The sequence below is a fragment of the Shinella sp. H4-D48 genome (assembly GCF_022637395.1).
Taxonomy (GTDB): Bacteria; Pseudomonadota; Alphaproteobacteria; order Rhizobiales; family Rhizobiaceae; genus Shinella; species Shinella sedimenti.
Genome location: NZ_CP093338.1, coordinates 514,112 through 534,739, shown reverse-complemented (window position 1 = coordinate 534,739; position 20,628 = coordinate 514,112). Strand labels below are relative to the sequence as shown.

18 protein-coding genes are annotated in these 20,628 nt (G+C 60.0%); 7 read left to right on the top strand and 11 right to left on the bottom strand.

Annotation, left to right across the window (positions count from 1 at the left end; all coding sequences use genetic code 11):
- Nucleotides 1–398 precede the first annotated feature (398 nt).
- Nucleotides 399–1,304, bottom strand: a complete 906-nt coding sequence (locus MNR02_RS19510; RefSeq protein ID WP_241948982.1) for a LysR family transcriptional regulator — start codon at nt 1,302–1,304, stop codon at nt 399–401.
- Nucleotides 1,305–1,561: 257 nt separating this feature from the next.
- Between MNR02_RS19510 and MNR02_RS19505 the strand changes: the two genes are divergently transcribed.
- From MNR02_RS19505 to MNR02_RS19480, 5 genes are all read left to right on the top strand, one after another.
- The gene (locus MNR02_RS19505) at nt 1,562–2,842 is read left to right on the top strand and encodes an SGNH/GDSL hydrolase family protein (RefSeq protein ID WP_371746762.1); all 1,281 of its coding nucleotides are present in this window, start codon (nt 1,562–1,564) and stop codon (nt 2,840–2,842) included.
- Between the two features lie 29 nt (nt 2,843–2,871).
- Nucleotides 2,872–3,909 (top strand): aldo/keto reductase, encoded by a 1,038-nt coding sequence (locus MNR02_RS19500; RefSeq protein ID WP_241948980.1) that lies wholly within the window; start codon nt 2,872–2,874, stop codon nt 3,907–3,909.
- 821 nt (nt 3,910–4,730) lie between these two features.
- Nucleotides 4,731–5,705 (top strand): tripartite tricarboxylate transporter substrate binding protein, encoded by a 975-nt coding sequence (locus MNR02_RS19490; RefSeq protein ID WP_241948979.1) that lies wholly within the window; start codon nt 4,731–4,733, stop codon nt 5,703–5,705.
- Nucleotides 5,706–5,797: 92 nt separating this feature from the next.
- Complete coding sequence (locus tag MNR02_RS19485) at nt 5,798–6,286, top strand: tripartite tricarboxylate transporter TctB family protein (protein WP_241948978.1); 489 nt, start codon at nt 5,798–5,800, stop codon at nt 6,284–6,286.
- A 12-nt stretch (nt 6,287–6,298) separates the two neighbouring features.
- Nucleotides 6,299–7,795: a tripartite tricarboxylate transporter permease gene (locus tag MNR02_RS19480; RefSeq protein WP_241948977.1), complete on the top strand. Its 1,497-nt coding sequence runs from the start codon at nt 6,299–6,301 to the stop codon at nt 7,793–7,795.
- A 275-nt stretch (nt 7,796–8,070) separates the two neighbouring features.
- On the opposite strand, the gene MNR02_RS19475 is transcribed toward MNR02_RS19480, so the two are convergent.
- The 9 genes from MNR02_RS19475 to MNR02_RS19435 all read right to left on the bottom strand — a co-directional run bounded on the left by MNR02_RS19475 (nt 8,071) and on the right by MNR02_RS19435 (nt 16,322).
- Entirely contained in the window at nt 8,071–8,574 is a 504-nt protein-coding gene (locus MNR02_RS19475; RefSeq protein WP_241948976.1) for an aldehyde dehydrogenase family protein, read from the bottom strand.
- 68 nt (nt 8,575–8,642) lie between these two features.
- The gene (locus MNR02_RS19470) at nt 8,643–8,942 is read right to left on the bottom strand and encodes a putative quinol monooxygenase (RefSeq protein WP_241948975.1); all 300 of its coding nucleotides are present in this window, start codon (nt 8,940–8,942) and stop codon (nt 8,643–8,645) included.
- Nucleotides 8,942–10,456, bottom strand: coding sequence for an amidase (locus MNR02_RS19465; protein WP_241948974.1), 1,515 nt, complete (start codon nt 10,454–10,456; stop codon nt 8,942–8,944). Before MNR02_RS19465 ends, MNR02_RS19470 begins: the two co-directional genes overlap by 1 nt.
- A gap of 89 nt (nt 10,457–10,545) precedes the next feature.
- Entirely contained in the window at nt 10,546–11,244 is a 699-nt protein-coding gene (locus tag MNR02_RS19460; protein WP_241948973.1) for an ABC transporter ATP-binding protein, read from the bottom strand.
- Nucleotides 11,241–11,969: an ATP-binding cassette domain-containing protein gene (locus MNR02_RS19455; RefSeq protein ID WP_241948972.1), complete on the bottom strand. Its 729-nt coding sequence runs from the start codon at nt 11,967–11,969 to the stop codon at nt 11,241–11,243. Before MNR02_RS19455 ends, MNR02_RS19460 begins: the two co-directional genes overlap by 4 nt.
- A 1-nt stretch (nt 11,970) precedes the next feature.
- Complete coding sequence (locus MNR02_RS19450) at nt 11,971–13,020, bottom strand: branched-chain amino acid ABC transporter permease (RefSeq protein WP_241948971.1); 1,050 nt, start codon at nt 13,018–13,020, stop codon at nt 11,971–11,973.
- Nucleotides 13,020–13,886 carry a branched-chain amino acid ABC transporter permease gene (locus MNR02_RS19445; protein WP_241948970.1) on the bottom strand — a complete coding sequence of 289 codons (867 nt, stop codon included), beginning with the start codon at nt 13,884–13,886 and terminating at the stop codon, nt 13,020–13,022. The genes MNR02_RS19450 and MNR02_RS19445 overlap by 1 nt, the downstream gene beginning before the upstream one ends.
- Nucleotides 13,887–13,961: 75 nt before the next feature.
- Nucleotides 13,962–15,200 carry an ABC transporter substrate-binding protein gene (locus MNR02_RS19440; protein WP_241948969.1) on the bottom strand — a complete coding sequence of 413 codons (1,239 nt, stop codon included), beginning with the start codon at nt 15,198–15,200 and terminating at the stop codon, nt 13,962–13,964.
- 78 nt (nt 15,201–15,278) lie between these two features.
- Nucleotides 15,279–16,322, bottom strand: a complete 1,044-nt coding sequence (locus MNR02_RS19435) for a substrate-binding domain-containing protein (RefSeq protein WP_241949554.1) — start codon at nt 16,320–16,322, stop codon at nt 15,279–15,281.
- A gap of 298 nt (nt 16,323–16,620) precedes the next feature.
- Between MNR02_RS19435 and MNR02_RS19430 the strand changes: the two genes are divergently transcribed.
- Nucleotides 16,621–17,082 carry a MarR family winged helix-turn-helix transcriptional regulator gene (locus tag MNR02_RS19430; RefSeq protein ID WP_241948968.1) on the top strand — a complete coding sequence of 154 codons (462 nt, stop codon included), beginning with the start codon at nt 16,621–16,623 and terminating at the stop codon, nt 17,080–17,082.
- A 67-nt stretch (nt 17,083–17,149) separates the two neighbouring features.
- On the opposite strand, the gene MNR02_RS19425 is transcribed toward MNR02_RS19430, so the two are convergent.
- Entirely contained in the window at nt 17,150–18,154 is a 1,005-nt protein-coding gene (locus MNR02_RS19425) for an AraC family transcriptional regulator (RefSeq protein WP_241948967.1), read from the bottom strand.
- Between the two features lie 280 nt (nt 18,155–18,434).
- Between MNR02_RS19425 and MNR02_RS19420 the strand changes: the two genes are divergently transcribed.
- Nucleotides 18,435–20,615: a TonB-dependent siderophore receptor gene (locus MNR02_RS19420; protein WP_241948966.1), complete on the top strand. Its 2,181-nt coding sequence runs from the start codon at nt 18,435–18,437 to the stop codon at nt 20,613–20,615.
- Nucleotides 20,616–20,628 lie beyond the last annotated feature (13 nt).

Genomic DNA, 20,628 nt, shown 5'->3' with positions numbered 1-20,628 from the left:
GGAAGCTCCTCAAGCATCTGAGGTGCATGCGCTGGTAGTTGCGAGAACCTCGCTTCGCGGCCTTTGTTCCGGACGTCCGAAGCTGGCCGCGCTAAAGTTTCAGCGGCGAGTGCGGCAGTCAAACCCAATCTTGGCAACACGCGTCAGCGATAGTGAGGGCCGGGAGGGTATGTTTGCCGATCCGCAAGGCTGATGGACCTTTCCAGTTGCCCAGTTCCATTGCGGCATCACCGCCTTGAGGCACACTGATCACTGGTGCGCTGGCAGCGCAGCGCGCGGCCAGCCGACATGTGGATATTATGAGGCAAGCGGGCTTTCTTCCGGTTCGGAAGCACTGAAATGCGTCGTGAGCAACATGACCACCTTGTCTGGGCGGTGTCTCCAGTTCGTGTGAGCCTCTAGTTCACGCGAGCGCGTGCGGTAAGAAAATCCATCAGGACCCGCACGCGCGACGGCAGGGGGCCGCCCTGGCCGATATAGACGGCATGGAAGGCTTCCGTATCGCCGGAGTTGAGCGGTTCAAGAACCGATGATAGCCGCCCTGCGGCGATGTCCTCGCGCACGGTGAAAGAGGCGAGGCGTGCAAGACCGACGCCCGCTAGGGCGAGACGGCGCAGCGCTTCTCCGTCGCTTGCCTGCACACGACTGGTCGTCGGCACGACGTTCGTCTCTCCATTCTCAACGAGTGGCCAGCCATCGATAGCGCGCACATAGCCGAAACCAAGGCGCGTGTGGGATTCGAGCTCGGCGATGGAGCGTGGTTCGCCGTAGCGTTCCAGATAGGCCGGAGCGGCGACGATGGTGAGGGCCGTCTCGCCGAGCTTGCGGGCGATGAGGCTTGAGCTTTTGAGCGGCCCGGCGCGGATCGCGACGTCGGTGCGCTCGGCCAGCAGGTCGACCACAACGTCGGTCTGGGTAATGTCTAGCGTCACCCCCGGATGCAGCGCGAGAAATTCCGGCAGGACGGGCGCGAGGATATGATTGAAATAGGAAGCGCTCGTGTTAATCCGCACGCGGCCCATCGCCTGTTCGCCGGCGCCGGCTGCATGCTCGGCGTCCTCGATGTCGGCAAGGATGCGAGTTGCGCGCTCGTAGAAGGCACACCCTTCCGGCGTAAGCAGCAACTGTCGCGTGGAGCGGTTGAGCAATCGCGCTCCGAGCCGGGTCTCGAGCCGGGAGATCAGTTTGCTTACCGCCGAGGGTGTCATTTTCTCGGCGCGCGCTGCCGGCGAGAAGCCACCTAATTCGACCACGCGAACGAATACCTCCATTTCGCCGGATCTGTTCTGGTGAAGGCCTGCCACGTCACAAGGTCCTTTCGAGCAAGTCGTCAAGTATTCCGTTGGTTTCCTGGGTTCCTTCAGCGGGGATTTCCGGCTGATATCCCTTTGGGCGGCGAATATTGGTCCTTACTTACACACTCTGCGCCTCATTCAAGCGAGCAGCCTGCATCGTAATAATGAATTAAATTCATAAATTATGTTCCCTGCTGCACTCTACGTCATCGTCTCCAGTGGGTCTATCGTCGATGTGTCGAAACATCGCGAGGATCGAACTTACAATGTCCCTTCATTCTCCATATGTCTCTGGCGGACTAAGACAAATCCGGTCGTCTATTCTCGCCGCCGCCTTCGCGCTCGCAACCACCTTCTCGTCGTCGGCGACCTTTGCCGGGGACCGGAGTTGGGTCAGCACCTGGATGGCCAGTCCCCAGCCGATCTGGGACGCAGATTTTCCGCTCCCGGCGAAAATCCCCGCATCGGTGACAGATCAGACCTTCCGGCAAGTCGTGCGGGTCAGTATCGGTGGCTCGCGCATGCGGCTTGTCTTCTCGAATGCCTATGGCGACCGGCCGTTGCGTATCGGTGGCGCCAGCGTCGGAATCGAAGGCGACAAAGATGCGGTCGCAGCTGGTACGCTTCACAAGCTTACCTTCGGCGGCAAGGACGAAATCGTCGTAACCCCTGGCGCACCGGCCATTAGCGATCCGCTGCTCTTCTCTGTCGATGCGCTGGCAAAGCTCACCGTCTCGATGTACCTGCCCGATGAAACGCCGCTGACCACGTTCCATTGGGACGGCCGCCAGACGGCTTGGTTCGGCGAAGGAAACCAGACACAAGCGGAGAGCTTTACCGCAACGCAGACAACGGATGCGCGCGTCTTTCTCAGCGAGCTTATGGTCGATACACCGAACGACGGCGCGGTCGTCGTCATCGGGGATTCGATCACCGATGGAAACGGTGCCACGTTGGACGCAGATGCCCGCTGGCCGGATTTCCTGGCCGAGCGGCTTGCGCCACAGCGGATCGCGGTTCTGAATGCGGGTATCTCCGGCGGGCGGCTGCTTCGGGACAAGATGGGCGTGAATGTCGCCGCGCGCCTGGAACGGGACGTGTTCGCACAGCCGAAGGTGAGAGCCGCCATCCTCCTGATTGGTATCAACGATATATCCTGGCCGGGAACCGCCTTTGCGCCGGGTCAGATGCGCCCAACTGCCGATGAGATGATCGCCGGCTACCAGCAGATCATAGCACTGGTACGAGGAAACAATATTCGTCTGGTCGGGGCGACCTTGCCGCCGTTCAAGGGCGCACTCTCGGGAACGCCGCTTGACGATTATTACAAACCTGAAAAGGATACGCTGCGGCAGGAGATAAACCGCTGGATCAGGACGAGCGGCGCTTTCGACGCCGTTGTCGACTTTGACACTGTCTTGAGGGATCCGACCGACCAGTCACGGATCAATCCTGCCTTCGATTCCGGCGATCACCTTCATCCCGGCGACGCGGGCAATCGAGCGATGGCCGAGGCGGTCGACCTCGACGAACTTCTCGGACGCTAACCCATCCTCTCATGACGAAGGACCAAGCCATGGAATATCGCTACCTCGGCAAATCCGGCCTGAAGGTGCCGGTCCTCAGCTTCGGCGCGGGTACTTTCGGCGGCTCCGGCCCACTGTTCAGCAACTGGGGTCATTCGGATCCCACCGAGGCGCGTCGCCTCGTCGACATCTGCCTCGATGCCGGTGTCAACCTATTCGATACCGCCGACGTCTATTCCGACGGTGCGTCGGAAGAGGTCCTCGGCGAAGCTATCAGGGGCCGTCGCGAGCAGGTGCTGATTTCGACCAAGAGCGCGTTGCCGATGGGTGATGGGCCGAACGATGCGGGCTCCTCGCGGTCACGCCTGATCCGCAGCGTCGAGGATGCACTACGTCGCCTCGGCACGGATCATATCGACATTTATCAGCTGCACGCCTTCGACGCGTTCACGCCGGTGGAGGAGGTGTTGTCCACGCTCGACATGCTCGTCAGAGGCGGCAAGATCTGCCACGTTGGCGTCTCGAACGTTGCCGGTTGGCAGATCATGAAGTCACTTGCTGTCGCCGATCGTTATGGCTGGCCGCGCTATGTCGTAAATCAGGTCTACTACTCGCTGGTGGGGCGGGATTATGAATGGGATCTCATGCCGCTGGGCAAAGACCAGGGTCTTGGGGCCATGGTCTGGAGTCCACTGGGCTGGGGTCGGCTTACCGGAAAAATCCGCCGCGGTTGCCCGCTGCCCGAAGGAAGCCGCCTGCACGAGACCGCCAGCTTCGGCCCACCGGTCGAGGACGAATACCTCTATCGCGTGATTGATGCGCTCGATATCCTCGTGGAGGAAACCGGCAAGACAATCCCGCAAATCGCGCTCAACTGGCTTACACAACGCCCGACCGTCTCCTCTGTCATCGTCGGTGCCCGCAATGAGGAGCAGCTCCGCCAGAATCTCGGCGCGGTCGGCTGGAGCCTGACACGCGAACAGGTTGCGCTGCTGGACCAAGTCAGCCTTGTGACTGCGCCATATCCTCACTTTCCCTATCGCCGGCAAGAAGGCTTTGCTCGGCTCAATCCACCTATGGCAGGCTGAAGTCCTGGCTGGGATGTCTTCAAACCTTTGGCGGCAAGCAGCGTCTGCCGCGTTTGGCGGGGCGCAGGCGCGCGCTCGAACTTCTGCTGACCGGCAACACTTTTTGTGCGAACGCACGCGTGAACTTGTCCTGATCAACCGGGTTGTCGAGCATGATGATCGCTTGCCTGCCGCGCGCCGATTGGCAACCGGATCATGTGGCGTGCGAACCCGTGGACGAAGAGGGAAATTTGTGCAGCGTTTTTTTTGGAAGTCGACGCCGTTTCGACGGTAAATCACCCTGCTGCGCGATTTTGCTTGGTGAAGCTTCGACATGCTGATCTGTCCACTCCTGCTAGAGCTCCGATCAGAACCGGGAGTTCGGTCGTTACCGGCTGTTCAATTGCCGATACAGCGGGAATATTGGTAAAAGTTTCCAATATCTTGGATCTCGGAAGAAGAACAATCCTCGTTCGTTTTTATTATATCAAATACATAGACTTTATAAAAATATAGGTTTTTGCAGAGAAATGGCATGTGCATGATGTGGCGGAAAAACCTTTGCGTTTCGTGGTGTCTACCCGTCTCGCAGGACATGGGGTCTCCGTGCGCCGATAAATTATGCCGACTTGCGCCCAACCCATTGGCTGCTTCGAACCTCCCATAGCCTCCATCCGTGCCATCGTTGGTCCTCTATCCTCGTTGACGCACCGTTTGACTGCGCGGGATCGCCAATCACACCCGAGGTCGAGCCTTCAGCTCGGTCGCGAGGTCCTGTGAAAATCTTGGCGGCCCCATGGATGTTGAAACCCGCGCAAATCTTCACTTGAAAGGATAAAAAAATGAAAACCACGCTTAAATACGCTTTGCCAATGCTGATCGGCTTGACCGCAGCCATGCCTGCTATCGCGGCGGACCTCGCCTGCAAGAACCTTCGCTGGATCGTTCCGGCATCGGCGGGCGGCGGTCAGGACTGGGTCAGCCGGCTGATAACGGACCGGCTTGCCAAGAAGCTCCCTGATGTCACCATACTGGTCGAAAACCGTGGAGGTGCGGATGGTTCGGTCGCAGCCGAGGCTCTCAAGTCGGCGCCGGCCGACGGCTGCACGGTGATGTCGATCAGCAACTCCCAATTGGGAGCGCAGGCGGTGCGCGGCGCGGAGAGCTTCGGTTTCGATCTTGTGAAGGATGCCGAGCCGGTCGCCAAGCTTGTCTCGACCCCCTATTTCATAACGGCCTGGGACAGCCTTGGCGTCAAGTCGCTTCCTGAGCTGATCGTCAAGGCGAAGGATGCCCCGAACTCCATCAAGTTCTCGACCTCGGGCCCCGCTTCGCTTCAGTCATTTCTGTATGCAAAGCTGAACCGTCAGGCCGGCATCGAAATGATCAAGGTGAACTATAAAGGGGGTGGGGACATGTATGCAGACTTCATCTCCGGTCGTGTGCCCCTATTCCTGGCATTCCCGTACGAGGTCAAGCAATATGTCGAAGACGGCAAGGCGCATATGCTTTCTGTATCCTCTGCAAAGAGGCACCCTCGATATCCCGACATCCCGGCTGTTTCCGAAACACTGCCCGGTTTCGATCTCACCCAGTTCTACGGCGTCATCACGCGTGCCGGAGCGCCTGCGCAGACCGTTGATGTGCTGAGTGCGGCCATCGCGGACGTCCTCGCCTCCGAGGACGTAAACAAGATCCTGGTGACCGAGACATCCTATCTTGTCGAAACCGGCGATCGCGAGGAATTCAGGACGGAAATCGCCTCCATTATCCAGGGTTTCGAGACCACTGCGACCGAGATCGGCCTGAAAAAGTAAGCGCTGCCAATACCGGCGCCGAGCGGGCCACTCGGCCCGCTTTTATCGGCGTCGCTTTGCACGACAGTTCCATCGCATATCGAAAGCTTTAGATGATGAGCAACACATCGCAGGTGTCCTCACTCGGACCTCCGGGCGCAATTCTGGCCATTGGCGTGCTGACCACAGGATATACGTGGCTGAAGCTCCCGACCGGCAGCTTCGACAATCCCGGTCCGGGGGGGCTGCCTTTGCTGGTCGGTCTTTTTTTGACCGGCCTCGGGATTGTGACCACAGGCGAGAAGCTGTGGCGTGGCGTCCTGTCTGCCCTCGCGTTGGAAGGGCAGGATGCACCGTCCGCCGAGCACATCAGTCTGAAGACCTTCACCCTGGTCGTCGCATCGGTTTGTGCCTTCGCTGCTCTTATCGAGTGGGCAGGGTTTTTCCCCGCGGCATTCATCCAGGTCCTCATCGCATCGCGCAGTGCTTCCGGCCTGTCTTGGGCAAAAAGCATTGGCCTCTCGGTGTTCGGTGCCGTGCTGACATGCCTGCTCTTCCCCATCGCACTGTCGGTGTCCGTTCCGATTCTCACCTTCTTTTAGGAAGTTTGACCAATGGCCGATAATATCCTGGCGGGCCTTGCGGTCGCGTTATCCTTGAAAGGCGTGCTCTACTGCGCCCTTGGCGTTTTGATGGGCATGGTCGTCGGCGTCCTGCCCGGCATCGGGGCGCTTGCCGCCATATCGATTCTGTTCCCGCTCACCTTCCACCTCGACCCCGCACATTCCCTGATCCTTCTCGCGGGGATTTATTACGGTACGACCTATGGCGGGAAGATCACCGCCATTCTGCTGAACGTTCCCGGCGAAACAGATGCCGCCGTCATTTGCATGGACGGTTTTCCGATGGCGCAGAAAGGGCAGGCGGGAATAGCGCTTTTCCTGACCACCGTGGCTGCTTTCGCCGGCGGGGCGATCGGCATTATCCTTACGATCGCTCTTGCTCCGCACATATCCGAAGCTGCCCTCGCCATAGGCTCACCCGAATATGTTGCCTTGTTCGTGCTGGGAATGTTCGCGGCGACGACCATGTCGGACAGCCCGGTGTCCCATAGCCTCGCGATGGCTGCGATCGGCATCCTGCTCGGCCTCGTGGGGATCGATCTCAACGAGGGTGTCGAACGTTTCACCTTCGGCTTCAACTCCCTGAGAGACGGAATAAGCTTGGTGGTCGTGGCGATGGGGGCGTTCGGCATCTCCGAAATCGTCACGAGTTACAACGCCAAGCCGTTCGCACTGCAGCGCCTTGCCGTCCGCGACATGCTGCCCTCGACCGCGCAATTGAAGCAGACGATCATGCCCATCCTACGCGGCGCGAGCATCGGCGCCTTCTTCGGTCCGCTGCCGGGCAGCGGATCGACCATTTCGACGATGGTCGCTTACGGCGTGGAGCGGAATGTCGCTAAGGACAAGTCGCGTTTCGGCAAGGGCGCGGTGGAGGGATTGGCAGGGCCCGAGGCGGCATCAAACTGCTCGAACATAACATCGTTCATTCCCACTTTGACCCTCGGAATTCCAGGCTCCGCTTCGATGGCGCTGATCCTGAGCCTTCTGATTGCCCATGGCATCACGCCGGGCCCCAGATTGATGATGGATCATCCCGAGGTGGGCTGGGGTTTGGTCATGAGCTTCTGGGTCGGCAACATTCTTCTCGTGCTTCTAAACATTCCGCTCATCGGGATCTGGGTGCGCCTTCTGCGAATCCCGGTCAGTTATCTATACCCCGTTATCCTCCTTTTCATATGCATCGGCACCTATGCTGTTGACCTCAGCAAGTCCGACCTGCTTCTGGTCGTGCTAACGGGCATTCTGGGTATTGTCGCACGCCGATATAACTTCCCACTGGGCCCGATGCTGCTCGGCTTTGTGTTGGGCCCGATGTTGGAGGAGCATTTCCGACGAACACTGACCATGTCGAGCGGGGATTTCGGAGCCTTCGTGTCGAGCGGAATATCGATCGGCGCCTATACCGCTGTCGTGTTGATATGCTTGTTGCCCCTCATGACGACTCTCGGGAGAAAGGTCATGAAGCAGCTGCTCGGCGCTACGTAAAACCGAAGGGCCAGGTGTGCCGCGGCATCTCTTCTGCGTTATGCCTGGCTGAAAGAACTGTTCGGCAGAAGAAGCCGTCGTTGGCGGAGGCGTGCGGTTCAGAAGGGGATACGTCTCATACCCATTTCCGCCTGCCTATGGAAATGATGTTCCAAGTTCATTCCTGTAGTGTTCTCCAAGTGTAGCAGCAATGATCGACTATATCGTTGCAGGAGCGCACCGCTGTCATCAACCGGAGGCTTGACATTTGCTACGCCGCTCATTTTCGTCAGGGTTCATCGGACGATGCAGCCGACGACGCCGAGCGGCTGGCGCAGCACATAGGACAGGGTGTCGGGCGAAGTCGTGCCGACCGTACCCTGCAGTTTGTCGATGCATTCGGTGGTGAACCGCAGGCAGGTGAGCGCCAGCGGAACGTCGACGTTGAGCATTTCGGAAATCGGCTTGCCCATGTCCATCGTATCTATGAGCGCGAATTCCTCAGTATGCGCCTCGATGAGGTCGGCGAAACGATAGAGCGTCGCCATCCGCTTGCGCGGCGCGATCCGCGACCAGGCGCCCCCTTTAAAGGCTTTGAGCGCAACGGCAACCGCGAGATCCACGTCTGCGGCATCGCCCCGCGCCACCTCTACCAGAACGTCGCCGTTTGCAGGGTTGATGCTTTCGAACACGGCTCCGGATTGCGCTGGCACGAAATCGCCGTCGATAAACAAGCGGCCCTCCAGCTTCAGCCCCTCGGCCCTGTCGCGCCAACTCCGGATTTCCGGTGCGATGGTCATGGCTTTCTCCTATTGCAGCGGGGGTCTTCAAATGGTGGCCGGCGGCCTTGCGGTCGCCGGCTGTCTCTTCAGGTGTTGCTCGACTGCTCCAGCGCCGTCACCAGCGTCACCGGTCCGTCGAGAATGGGCTTGGCGATGGCGAAAAACTTCGCCACAGCTTCCGAACCATTGTGGAGGTCCATCGCCGCCTTGTCGGTAAAGCGCTCGTAGGTGGTGAAGAGGCATGGGTCATCGTCGCCCTGGGCGATGTAGAAGCCGATCGTCTGCGGCTCATTCAGTCGGACATGTTCGGCGACTGCCAGGAGGCCGTCGAGCATCACCTCTTCCTCGCCTGGCTTGACGCGGATAATTGCGCTGATCGTCTGCATCAGAAACCTCTCCAGTCACCTTCCGCCTCGAAGGCACTGGCGGCGCGGTAGATGGTCGCCTCGTCGTAATCCTTGCCGATCAGCATCAGACCGACAGGAAGACCTTCGGAAAGTCCGCAAGGGATCGACATGGCCGGATGGCCGGTGACGTCGAACGGGCTGGTCGATGCAGTCATTTCGAAGGCGCGAGTGATGATTTCCTCAAGCGGCGCGTCCTTGCCGGGGATCGGCGTGGCGACGCAGGGCAGTGTCGGCATCAACAGGAGATCGTACTCGCCGAACACGGCATCATAGGCAGCCTTTGCCGCGATCGCGATATTGCGTGCCTTGGCGTAGTAGCGGCCGCGATAGTGGCTGAGGCCCCATTGGCCAACCAGCATGGTCAGCTTCAGCGTCTTCGAGAGATCATCGGCTTTCTGCCGCCAGTTCGAATGTGCGTCGAGCAGGCCGACATCGTAGAGGCCCTTCCAGTTGAAGCCCATGCCGTTGCCATGCATCATCTGCACCACGAAACCTTCGAGCGTGATCGGGTTCCACGCCGCAAGCGCCGTCAGGTGTTCGGGGATCGAGACCTCCGAGACATTGGCGCCGAGGGCAGCGAGGCGCTCGGCGCCGGCGCGCACCTTTTCGGCCACGCCCGGCTGCATGTTCGCATAGGAGAAGCCTTCCTTGAGAATGCCAATCTTCATGCCCTTCACGCCCTTGCCGAGCGCCTCGGTATAAGCGGCGACCTTCGGCGCATATTGGCGGGGATCAAGACCATCGGCGCCGGCAAGCACTTCCAGCAGCAGCGCATTGTCGGCGACGCTTGCCGTCATCGGGCCGGTATGGTCGATGGTCGATTCGATTGGCATGACGCCGGTATAGGGAACGAGGCCGTGCGTCGCCTTCATGCCGTAAATGCCGCAATAGGAGGCGGGAATACGGATCGAGCCGCCCTGATCGCCGCCGATCGCCATGTCGACCTCGCCGGCAGCCACCAGCGCCGCGCTGCCCGAGGACGAGCCGCCGGCCGAATAGCCGAGCCGGTTCGGATTGTGCACCGGCGCGGGGTTGGAGGTGTGGCTGCCGCCCGAAAGGCAAAAATGCTCACAGACCGCCTTGCCGACGATCGTGCCGCCGGCATCGAGGATGCGGGTGACGATGGTCGCATCGGCCGCCGGCACGAAACCTTCGAGCGTGGTCGAGCCGTTCATCATCGGTACGCCGGCGAGCGCCACATTATCCTTGAGCGCGATCGTTTTGCCGGCGAGCTTCCCCTCCGCGGCGCCCTTCACCTCGGTCTTGATGGCCCATGCGCCGTATTTGTTGTCGACCGTTGCCGGCTTGGCGCCGGGCGTGCGCGGATATTTCACCGGCGGCAGCGGGTTCGGCAATTCGTCGATAATGTCGTAGGCATCGAACATGCCGCCCATGAGGCCGAGATATTCGGCGGCCTCGTCGAGCGACATGTTCATATGCAGGTCGGCGGCCAGGTCGGCAACGTCGGCGGCTGTTGGGCGTGTAATGGACATAGGTCATCCTTTCTTGTTGAGACAAGCGCAGTTGAAACAGGGATGTCAGGGAGTGGCGGGCGCCGGGGCGCCGGCCGTGCGGTGCTAGGTCAGGCCATCATTCCGACTTCTCCGGCGAGGACTGCATCCCGATCCAGTTCGCCGGTCATGCGGCCCTTCTGGATGTGGAGGATGCGATCGGAAAGTGATGTAATGAATTCGAGATTCTGCTCGACGACGATCAGCGAAAGCTTCCAACGCGTCTTCAGCGCCAGGAGCGTGTCGATGATTTCTTCGATGATCGAGGGCTGGATACCCTCCGTCGGTTCATCGAGTAGGATCAGGCGGGGCTTTGTGCAGAGGCAGCGCGCCAGCGCCAGGAGCTGTTGCTCCCCGCCGGAAAGCGCCCCACCCCGCCGATCGAGAAGCCGTACCAGTCGCGGAAAGTCCTCGAGCACTGCATCGATGACGCCGCGGTCTTCGTTCGCCGCTGCCGCCAGGCCCATGCGTAGGTTTTCATGCACGCTGAGTTCGGGGAATATCTCCCGGCCCTGCGGCACGAGCCCCATGCCGAGCCGTGAACGCTCGTAGGGCTTCATCGCGGTGATGTCCCGCCCTTCGAACAGGATGCTTCCGGCGGTCGCTGGCAAATGGCCCATCATCGTTTTCATGAGCGTCGTCTTGCCCATGCCGTTATGGCCCAGAATGCCAAGATATTCGCCCGCTTCCATCGCCATGTCGATGCCGGTGAGGATCGGAATCCGCCCGTAGCCGGAGCGCAGGCCGCTGACGCCCAGAAGCCTGGTCATGCCGCCACCTTCTTTCCGAGATAGACGTCGCGTACCCGCTGGTCGGCCAGCACCTTGTCGACCGTGTCCTCGATCAGCACCCGGCCTTGGTGGAACACGGTTACCGTCTTGGCGATCAGGCGGATGAAGGCCATGTCGTGCTCGACGACGACGATCGCACGCGACAGGTTGATGTCGCGGATGATGTCGGCAGTCAGCAGCGTTTCCTCATCGGTCATGCCGGCCGCCGGTTCGTCGAGCAGGATGAGGTGCGGCTCGGCGGCCAGCACCATGCCGATCTCCACCCACTGCCGCTGCCCGTGCGACAGCGTCGCTACGGTGCGGTCGGCCTGCGGCGTCAACCGGATGAGGTCGAGCACGCCGCGGACGGCGGCGGACAGGCTCTGCGACGTCGTCTTGCGGCGGGCGGAGAGCCAGATGTTCTCCCTGACCGTAAGGCCGTTGAAGACATTGGGAACCTGCGTTTTGATGCCGATCCCCATGCGGGCGATCTCATGCGGCAGGCGGCCGGTGATCGGCAGACCGCGAAACGCGATCGTGCCGGAGGTTGGAGTCTGCTGACCAGTGAGCGACTTGAAGAACGTGCTCTTGCCGGCCCCGTTCGGGCCGATCAGGCAACGAAGCTCCATTTCCTGCAGGGTGAAGTTGATGTCGTCATTGGCGACGACGCCGCCGAAGCGCATCGTCAGATGTTCCGTCCTGAGCAGGGGCGTGAGTTCGGCCATGTCATTTCACTCCTGCGGTTTGCGGCATGGTGGCCGGCGTAGCATCGCCATGCCCGCGGCCGATGCGAGCCAGAAGACCGGTCGCGATGTCGCGGATCGTCGGAACGATGCCCTTCGGGATGAGCAGTACGAAGAAGACGAGAACGGAGCCGAGGACGAGGTTGGAATTCAAGGTCTGCTGTGAACCGATACCGGCGACGATATATTCGATCAGGATGCAGCCGATGATCGGGCCGAGCAGCGTCCCAAGACCGCCGACGGTGATCCAGATGATGATTTCCGCCGACAGCGACAGGCTGAATATCGTCGGCCCGACGAAGGCGCCCCAGTTGACGTACAGCGCTCCTGCCAACCCGGCGATCGCCCCACCGAGAATGAAGGTCATGAGTTTGACGACGCGCGGATCATAGCCGAGCAGCGAGGCGCGGACCTCGTTTTCGCGCACGGCGACGATCACCCGGCCGAACGGGCTGGCGAGCAGTGCGCGCAGGCCGAGATAGACGAGGAGCAGGGTTCCCGCCGTCGCCCACCAGGATTGTTCGGGCGAAAGCGGGCTCTCCGGATCGAACGGCATATTGAAGGTCGGTACGGCCGGAATACCGTTGAAGCCGCCGAGCATCGCCTCGCCGATCCGGTATTCGTCGCCGGACGTGGAGTTGATGACGTTGAAGAGGATGAGCGTCACTGTCAGCGTAATGACGCCGAGATACACATCCGAGATGCGGCCATAGAAGGCGAAGTAGCCGAGGATTGCCGAAAACAGTGCCGGCACGATGACAGCCAGCATGATCGCCTGGGTCGAATCCTGGAAATTGATAGCGGCCACCGCATAGGCGTAGCCACCAAGGCCAAAGAATGCAGTCTGTCCGAAGGACAGGATTCCGCCAAACCCCCAGATGAAGGCGAGGCTGAGCGACAGCACCGCCATCGAGGCAAACAGCGTGATTTGCATCAGCGTGAAGATTTCGATCATCCCCGGTGCGATGGCGATTGCCACGGCGGCAACGACGACCGCAAGCGCCTGGGTGAAAAGGGCTAGCCGCTGGGTCATTAGAGGTTCCCCTTGAAAAACCGCCCGGAAATGCCTTGCGGCAGGAGGCGAATGAGAATGATGGCGGCGGTGAAGACGATCACCTCGCCGAAGACGGGTGTGGTCAGGTAGGCGCCGACCTGATTGAGCGCACCGAACAGGCTGGCTGACGAAAGCGTGCCCGAAAGAATGGCGGCCCCGCCGCCCACGACGGTGATGAAGGCTTTCGCGACATAAGCGCCGCCCATGACCGGCGTAATGCCCGAGACCGGGGCGAGCAGGCCGCCGGCCAGGCCGGTAACCGCCGCACCTGCCGCGAACGTGCCCATATAGACCGTGGAGGGGTTGACGCCGAGCGTGTTCGCCATGCCGGGATTCTGCATCGTCGCCCGCGCGATCAGGCCGAGCCGCGTATAGCGCATGACGACATAGATCGCCGCCATCATCAGAACGGCCATGAGGAGGAGGAAGAGCGTATAATAGCTCGACCGGTAGGCGCCGATGGAAAAGCCGCCGAGTGGCGTAGGAACGCCCTGGATCGTGTTGCCGAAAATGGTCGTGACGATGCCAATGATCAGCAAACTCAGTCCCCAGGTCGCCAGCATCGAATCGACGAGCCGTCCGTAGAGGAAGCGGATCAGGCATCGCTCGATGACCAATCCGACAAGGCCGACGAAAAGCGGCGCGACGACCAGCATGGCGATCCAGATATTGACGCCGTTATTGGCCGAGATCACGGTCGCGTAGGCGCCGAGCATGATGAACTCGCCATGGGCGAGGTTGATGATCTTCATCATGCCGAAAATGATCGCCAGCCCGAGGCAAATCAGAAAAAGCGACGACGCACCATTGATGACGTCGAGCAGCAATATAACGTAGATGTCCATTTCGATCCTTTTTCTTCTCCTGCGCGTAAGCGGGGATACGGCGGAGCGCTGTCGCGCGTCGCCGCGGCGGGACCGTTAGAGATTGATGACGTATTGCTTGACGTCCCTCGGATTCTTCACGAGATCGCAGACGCTGGCCGTATCGGCCGGCAGTACATCGGGGTAGCTCTCCAGCACCGACCATTTAGTGCTCTTGACCTCGGCAAGGAAAGCATTGCGCGTCGTGTGATGGGTCGCCTTGTCGAGCGTGACCTTGCCGCTGGGACCCTCATAGGAAAGACCGGATTCAAGCGCCTCGATCACTGCCATGCGATCGAGGCTGCCAGCCTTCTTCACGCCTTCGGCCCAGAGATAGACGCCCTCATACGTCGCTGCCGCGAGCTCGCTGATATAGGGCGTGTCGGGATGCGCTTTTTTGATCTTCTCCACGAAGCTCTTGCTCGCCGGCGTGTCGAGCTCCTCGAAGTAGCCATAGGCGCCGAGGATGTTCTCGCTTTCGGCGGCATCAAGGGTCGATGGTTCGTTGACGAGGCCGAATGTGGTCGAGGCGATTGGGATCTGGCCCTTCATGCCCGCCGAAGTCCACTGGCGATAAAAGGCAGTGTGGTTGCCTCCCACGAGCGCCGACAGCACCAGATCGGGCTTGGCCGCCTGAATCTTGGAGATGGTCGGGCCAAAATTGGTGACGTCGAGCGGGAAGAAATCGATCGACAGGACATCGCCGCCATTGTCCTTGACATATTTCGTCATCCATTTGGCGGTGATCTGGCCGTAATTGTAGTCGGCGGCGATGATGTAGGCCTTTTTGCCCGACTTGCCCATCGCAAAAGGCACCAGCTTCTCGACGGTCTGCGCCGGCGTTGTGCCGGTGCAGAACGTGTTCCGGTCGCAGACGCCGCCCTCGTAGAGCACGTTGTAGAAATAGAGAACCTTGAACCGGTCGAAGGTCGGGCGAACCGCCTCTCGCGAGGCCGAGGTGATGCCACCATGGACCACGGCGACCTTATCCTTCAGCGCCAGCTGCTGGGCATACTGCGAATACATCTGGATGTTCGACTGCGTGTCATAATGAATGACCTTGAGCGGTCGACCAAGCAGGCCGCCCGCAGCGTTGATCTCGTCGATCGCCAGATTGAGCGCGTAAACCATGGGCACGCCGGATGCGGCGAGCGCGCCCGACTGGTCATGCAAGCTCCCGACGAGGACTGGATCATCTGCCGCAAACGCACCCTGGCGCAGCACGGCGGGAGCGGCGAGCAGGCTTGCGGAGGCCAGCACGGACTGGTGCAGAAAGCGGCGGCGGGACAGGATCATGGTTTTGGTTCCCCTTGGTTCGATCGCAATGGGGATACTTAAATATGCAATATTTGCAAAATCAAGTAATTTTTATGACTATGTCAAAATTGAGAAATCATAACCGTCGATGCGCGCCAGGTGCACGGGATGGCGGCTGCCGACAATCGGTTTCGCTTCATTGCCGCGCGCGGTCTTTTGCAGAAGTGTTCGTCCAAAAACACGTTTGAGGAGACGAGCGTCGAAACTTCCAGCCTCTTCCACCATGGCTGCGAGAGAATAAATGCCTTCATAGCAGGACTGGCCGAAGGCATTGGCCGGAGGTGGATTGTCACCGTAAGTGGTGTGATAGCGCTCGAGAAAGGCGCCGTTGTTGCGGGAGCGCAAGGAGGAAAAATAAGCTGAGGAAACGAAAATGTTCTCGGTTTCGTGTGCCTGCAGGCCATAGACAATCGTTTCGTCGATAGCCGAGGTGAAGCGCAGCACACCCGGCGAGAGCCCCATGCTGCAGAAGGCGCGATTGAAGGCGACGCTGTCCGAGCCGAGAAAGTAGGGCAGGACCAAATCGGATGCCGTCGTCTTGATGCGGTCGAGTATCTCGTCGTAGTCGTGCACGCCGACCGGAACGTAGAGTTCGCCCGTTACAATACCGCCGGCGTGCCTGATGAGTTCGCGAGCGATCCTGAGGCTCGACCGCGGCCAGATGTAATCGTTGCCGCAGAGAAAAATGCGCCTTGCGCCCTTACGCTCCATGAGCCAGCGGAGGGCGGGCGCGATCAGCTCATCGGAAGTCTCGCCCGTGGTCATGACGTTGCGCTCCGGAGCAAAACCTTCGAACTGCGGCGTGTAGACCAGTGGCACGCGGTCGCTCGTGACGTTGGCGACCGCTTCGCGCGCGTAGCTCGGGATCATGGTGACGACGCCCGACACCTTCTGTTCTTCGATAGCCTGCCCGACGGCTGTCGCTGCAGAATTCGCCGTCGATCCTGCATCGATCACGAAGAGTTCGACATGCCGTTTGAGGATGCCGCTGTCACGGTTAATTTCCTGTACCGCGAGGCGCCCGCAGGCCTCTGCTGAAGGAGCCCATAATCCCGCAGAGCCGCTCTGGGCGATAAGCAGACCAATCCGCACGCTACGCACTGCCATACCCCTCTTCGTTTTGCGCTCCGGGACGACAGGTTTGACGAAAGCACGAAACGTGCCATTCGCCGCAACACATATATGAGCCAATTAGTCCTGTCAGAATCCCGTTTGACGGGAATTCCCTGGCCTACTCGCCGGGGGTTTCTGGCGCCGCGCCAAATTTGTACGCAACAAGCAATCGCGCTGCACAATTGTTGTGCGGGCATTTCGGCAAAGGCTTGTGCTCCTGTGATGCAAATTATATGTAAAGTGAAATATTGAAAATCGAGATAATGTGTCTCGGGAGGTTCATAGCGTGCATCTCGTGGATTTGATCTGCAGCGTCAATCGCAAGTTTGAGCAGTCAATCGAGGCGAATCTGAAGCCCCATGGCCTTTCAATTGAGCAGTACCGGGTGTTGAGGGCGCTGGACGTCGTCGACGGCATGCCGATGGGGGATCTTGCTGCCAGGGTATTCGTTGATTCGCCAACCCTGACCAGGATCATTGACAAGATGGTCGCCTCCGCGGACGTCTATCGCGGACCCGATCCAGAGGACCGTCGCCGCGTGCTCGTGTTTATATCGGACAAGGGCGCGGAAGCATTGGCGAGGGTTGAGAGCATCGGCAATGATGCACAGCGGCAGCTCAACGCGAAGCTGGGTGATGAAGGCAGTGCCGAACTGGAGGAGGTTCTGTACTTGCTATTGTCTGATGCCAAGTCCGTCGTGCCTGCGAAGGACGATGAGCGCACCATGACCTCACGCTCGTCCCCTTAGTTCTCTTCGGCAACCGTATTGCGGATTAAAAGCTGCCGGAGGCTATGGCGGGTCCGAGCGCGCACCACTATGCCTTCTTTCTCACTGCGGTGGGAACGACGCCAAACCGGCGGCGGAATGCGGTCGCGAAGTTTGCGGGGTTCGTGTAGCCTGCGATAGCGCTCGCGTCCTGTACGCTGACATCGCCGCTTGCGAGAACAGTGAACGCGCGTTCGAGCCTGATGTTGCGCACGTAGTCGAAGATGCTGCGGTTCTCCGAAATGCGGAACAGGCGCTGCAGACCACTGGCGCTGATGCCGGCTTCGCGGGCGATGGTATCGACGCTGATCGGTTCGGCGATACGGGCATCGATGAAATCTTTTGCACGCTGGAGGCAGTTTGCATCGTGCCGCGTCATTATGCTCCCGCCGCGTTCGTTGCGGTCGGCTTTGAGCACGGCGGCCATGGTCTCGGCCACGAGTTCCACAGCCCGGCTTTCCAGATAAAGGTCCCAAAGCTGAGGAATGAGCGGTGACGGTGCGAAAATCTCGCGCACGAGCGCAACCATTCGAGGTGTGAGCGTCCAGCGGTGCTCGGCCAGATGATCGCGCAGCAAGCGCGCGCCGCCCTTGCTGTCGACAACGGTTTCAAGCACATCCCGGTGCAGCCACTCCGGCGTGGCGGAGACAACGAGATGACGCAGGTGCTGGTGTCCGCGCGAGGCGCGCGCGAAATGCTCGGGGCAGGCATTCATGATCGCTACTCCTTGAGCCGCACCGCGATCTGCTCGAAAGGCGAAGCGGCGGTCACCGATCGACAGGTCGACGGTGCCCTCAAGGAAGAAGATGCACGAAAGCTCTTCCGGCAGGAGCGAGGTTGCGGTGAAGGCCCGCTCTTCTATCGCATCGCTGACATGCAGAACGAGGCCGCGGCGCAACTCCTTATGCAGGAACGCCCCTTTCATCAGCGTATCGTCGGGGGAGAGACGGTCATCAGGGCTGTCCAGCGCAATGCCGTCGTGCCGCAGGAAGTCGCGCACGCGCAGTCGCCCCTCGTTCGCTCCTTTCCCGGCTTCGCCCGATGCGGCGTCCATGCTCAATCCTTCATTTGCCGTGCGTGAAAACCTGCCAACATTGACCGCCCCGGTCTTATCGATCTTTGAAGCCTCTCCGAGAATTCTCGGACTGCAAAGGTGTCTGCGCGTCCCGCAAAGGAACCGCCATTGCCTGTCGTGCCAATGCTGACCTAAGAGATATATTAACTTGATTTAGTTGGTCAAGTTTATACGAGGCGACTTGTCGGTTGAGGCCGTGATGATGATTTTGTTTAAGAGCGCAGGCACGAATGCAGGGCAGACGAGAAGGGGCGGGGTATTGCGCAGGCGCTTGTGGCTGATCTCTTCCGTTGCAATTGTCGCTAGCGGATTTGCGGTCTCGTCGCATGCGCAGGATTCCGGTGCGACCGCGTTGGAAACCATCACCATCGAAGGGGGCGCACATGGCGGCCGCGAGCCGGAGAAAGGCATCGTCGCCAAAAGTGCTCGCAGCGCTGCCAAGACGAACACCTCGCTACGTGAGACGCCACAAGCCGTAAGCGTCGTGACGCGCGACCAAATCGATCAGCAGGGCGCGAATACGGTCGCCGAGGCACTGCGTTATACGCCGGGCGTTCTTCCGGACCCTAACGGTTACGATATCCGTTATGATTGGCTCTACATACGCGGCTTCAGCAATTACGGCACGATGTGGCTCGACGGTCTCGCTCTGGCGGGCGATCCCAGCAATTACGCGACGCCGAGTGTCAACCCCTTCGCCTTGGAGCGTATCGACGTGATCAAGGGGCCGACCTCCGTGCTTTACGGCAGCTCGATGCCGGGCGGGCTCGTCAATCAGGTCAGCAAGCGGCCGCAGGCAACCGTACATAACGAAGTCGGTGTGCAAACCTCCTCGCACGGCGGTCTGCAGGCTACGCTCGACATGACAGGCCCGCTGACGGAGGACGGCGAGTGGCTCTACCGGGTCGCCGCTCTCGGCAAGAACATGGGAACCCAGGTCGATCGGGAACGTGAACGGCAACTGGTCATCGCACCCAGCCTCACCTGGGCGCCCACCGACCAGACATCGCTCACCCTCTATGGATACTATCAGAAAGATCGCCCCGAAAACTTCAATCCCCGCTTTTACCCCGCCGTGGGCACGCTTCTGGAAAACCCGATCGGCCAAATCCCGCTCGACATCAATTTCGGCGATCCCAACCTTAGTACCTTCGAGCGTGACTTCTACATGCTGGGCTATGAGTTCGAGCACGAGTTCAACGAAACCTGGACGGTGAAGCAAAACCTGCGCTACGGTCGCTCTGACCAGAACATGCTGCTCGTTCTCGTCAACCCGGCCTTCGCTTACCAGCCGGATGGCCACACGCTGAACCGCGCGGCGGCGATTTCCGACGACTGGGTATCGAGCTTTAATGTCGACACGCAGGTGGAGGCCCGCTTCGGCACTGGTGCACTAGACCACACCATGCTCTTCGGCCTCGACTATTTGAAGGCAACGTCATCCACCAATTTCGGCAACGCCATTGCCGGTGTTCCATCGCTAGATCTTCTCGATCCGCGCTACGGCGAAGTCGACATTCCCGTGCCCGCCATCCAGCGTTCCGGGCTTCAGGAGCGCCAGCAGGTTGGTCTCTACGTGCAGGACCAGGTTCGATATGATAACTGGGTGGGCACTGTCGGTATGCGTTACGATTTCTCCGATATCGACAGCGCGAACCGGATGCTGACACCGTCGCCGGTCGTCTCGACAGACGATCAGAAACTGACCTGGCGGGCCGGCGTTGCCTATCTCTTCGACAATGGCGTTGCGCCCTATGCCAGCTACTCCACCGCCTTTCTGCCGACGCTGGGGGCAGACAAGGATGGCAAGGCCTTTGAGGCGCAGACGGCCGCACAGTACGAGTTCGGTATCAGATATGAGCCGCCGGACGGGCGTGGCATGATCGCCGCATCGTTCTTCGATCTAACGCTGAAGAATGCGCTGACGCCGGATCCGACCGATACGCTCTATAACGTCCAGTCTGGCCGCCAGCGCGTTCGTGGCATTGAGATCGAGGGCAAATACGAGCTGACGCCGAACGTCGATATTCTTGCCTCATATGCCTATTCGCGTTCGAAGGTGCTTGAGACCAACAATCCCGTGGAGCTCGGGCGGGAGGTCCTGCGTCTGCCTGAACATCAGGGAAGCCTTTGGCTCGCTTATCGGCCGGAGGTGTTTGAAGGCCTGACCCTGAGTGCCGGCGTGCGCGCTCTGTCTTCCTACCAGACGGACAGTACCTACAAGGAAGAACTGCGCATTCCAGGACGTGGATTGGTCGATATCGGAGCGGAATACGACTTTGCTGCACTCGACAAGGATTTCGCAGGCACGAAGCTTCGCGTGAACGTCACGAACCTGTTCGACAAAGTGTATGTTTCGCATTGCCTCAATAGCACCGGGGGAAGCTGCAATTACGGTGCGGGTCGCGCCATCACGGCGTCGCTGAAGTACTCGTGGTGAGCGCGGCGTATAC